Genomic DNA, 2,713 nt, shown 5'->3' on the forward strand with positions numbered 1-2,713 from the left:
AGGTTTCCATCAGCGAGAATCGTCTTCTTGTCAACTATCTCAGTCTGATTTGTCTTTACCAGCTTTACATTTGCAATATGTACACCAGCCACGCTTCCCTGATTGCCGAAGTTGAATTCTATTCTTCCCTTGTCATCAGATGAATCAGTCATCGTATACTCATACTCAAATGTCTGTTTCTCTGTTGTCATATCAAATTTTGTATCCTTAAGATATCTTCCCCATGATCTGGTTGGCGCTGAGACATCAATTATGCCTGTTCTCGCCTCATCCGCCCACGCATCAAATGAAAGCTTGTATGTGGCACCTTTTTCTACAGGAATATCAGGCTGTACCAACTGTATGCTGTAATCAACCGTTCCTGCATCAATTGTATTTATGTTGATTGTATTGTTCTCGATGACCGCTGTTCCTTCGCCGCCGTTCTGCGCCATAAAAATCCAGTTTTCTGCATCTCCCAGATCCTCGGTCTCACTAAAATCACCATTTATTACATAATTGCCATTTTCATCCGGATCACGAATTATAACTTCACGCTCTGGCTTTGTCACATTTTCGTCATAAGACTCCTTCTGGTATACTCTCACATAATCAACATATAAGCTCTCACTGTTAATATAATCTGCATCTGCATCCGGATTTCCTGGCCAATTGCCGCCAACTGCAAGGTTGAGTATTACATAGAATGGCTGATCAAACGGTGCCGGATAAGTAACTGTACCTTTTCCGGCAGTTGTAGAATACCAGTCATTTTCCTCATGCATCTTAACTCCATCTACATACCACGTAATTTTTCCAGGCTCCCAGTCACATGTAAATACATGATAGCTGTCCGCAAATGACTTTCCATTTGAAAGTGTATATTTTCCCTGTGACTCTGAATGCGGATTGCCATAGTGAATCGTTCCATAGGTTGTATATGTATTGTCTCCAAGAACCTCCATCACATCTATCTCACCACATCTAGGCCACTGTCCATACAGACTCTCATTTGTAGGCATCATCCATGCTGCAGGAAGATAGTCCTTACCTGTAGGTACCTTTGCTCTGAACTGTACTCTGCCATACTTGAAATCCTGCTTATTCTGTGTGTTTACTCTTCCCGATGTATATGATATAGAACCATCCTCATTCACTTTTTTCTTTGAGCTTATAATAAGTGTGCCATTCTTGACTTTTATATTATCTTCAGAATCAACATATGACTGAAGCTCATTATTGACCCAGCCAGGCTCATGGAGTTCAACATTCCAAATATCACGGTTGAGCTCTGTTCCGTCAAATTCATCATGCCATAAAAGTTTATACCCCTGCGACTCGTATTTATTTTCTACAGTCACCTTCTTATTTACAGTCACTTTACATGTTGCTTTCTTTCCTGAACCGTCAGCAGCTTTTGCTGTGATTGTAGCTGTACCTGGTGCTATAGCCTTCACAACGCCTTTTGCAGAAACCGTTGCAATCTTTTTATTGCTCGATGTCCAACTTAACGTCTTGTTGGTTGCCGATGCAGGAGCGACAGTAGCTGTAAGAGTTTTACTGCTTCCCTCTGTGATAGTGAGTGTTGCCGCTGAAAGCTTGATAGAAGTAACTGGCTGTTTTACTGTAATCTTACATCTTGCATATTTGCCACTTCCATCCATAGCCTTCGCAGTTATATATACTCTTCCAACCTTAACTGCTTTTACAACACCTTTCGAGGAAACTGTTGCTATTCTTTTATCTGATGATGACCACTGAATTCTCTTATATGTGGCATTCTTTGGAGCAATTGAAGCTTTTAACGTCCTGCTGGTTCCTTTAAACATGTTCACAGCCTTTGCAGACAATTTAACAGTCTTCGTAGGAACCCCAACATAAACATTAAACCTATACATTACCTTTGGGTTTGCAGCACTCTTCACTGCTACAACCGCTTTTCCTGATTTTACCGCTTTGACAACACCCTTGTTATCTACTGTAACTATCTTCTTATTTGATGATACATATGTTACTTTTTTGCTGATCTTACCTGTAACTACAACTCTAGGTTTCACCCGAAACTTTGTACCCTTTTTTAGTACAAGTTTATTTGTGACAAGATTTGTCACAGTTACAGACTTTACCGCAGCTTTTGATGTTCTAGCGCTAACGTCTGATGGACACAGAGTGATCAACATACAAACTACAAGTATCATAGCCACAAGCTGTTTTAACCTTCTCATAAAATACTCCTCTCCAAAAATAAAATAATAATATTTACGACGTCGCATCTTTATAAAGTATTTTGATAATAACATCTTATACATTTGCCATATATCGTTTTATTGCTTTTTATATAGTTTACATGATATATTATAGAGGAGTTGTAAAGTAAGACTTTTATAAACTTTTGATAACATATAAATTTTTACCCTGACACAATTTACTGGAAAGGATTTATACACATATGAAATACTCAAAGGAAATATTCTACCAGGAATTTATAAGACGCGAAGATTCAACCAATAGAGCGCCCTATAACCCTGAACTTGAATTTTACTCAATAATACAAAATGGAGATATAGAACAGGTTAAAGAATTGTGTAAAGCCTCACCACTTAAGGATAAAAAAGGACTCGGCTTACTATCTGAAAAGCCGGTCAACAACATAAGATATCATTTTGTCATAACAACAGCCCTTGTTGCAAGATACTGTATTGAAGGTGGTCTCGATGTGGCAACTGCTTACAAT

1 protein-coding gene and 1 pseudogene are annotated in these 2,713 nt (G+C 38.6%); one reads left to right on the forward strand and one right to left on the reverse strand.

The window, feature by feature from the left end:
• A partial coding sequence (locus tag CCU_RS13155) for an Ig-like domain-containing protein (protein ID WP_208896284.1) occupies window positions 1–2,204 on the reverse strand: 2,204 nt, incomplete at its 3' end.
• Between the two features lie 224 nt (window positions 2,205–2,428).
• On the opposite strand from CCU_RS13155, the pseudogene CCU_RS13160 reads away from it, so the two are divergent.
• Window positions 2,429–2,713, forward strand: a pseudogene (locus CCU_RS13160) (AraC family transcriptional regulator); the annotation flags it as partial.

It is taken from the genome of Coprococcus sp. ART55/1, assembly GCF_000210595.1.
Lineage (GTDB): Bacteria > Bacillota > Clostridia > Lachnospirales > Lachnospiraceae > Coprococcus > Coprococcus aceti.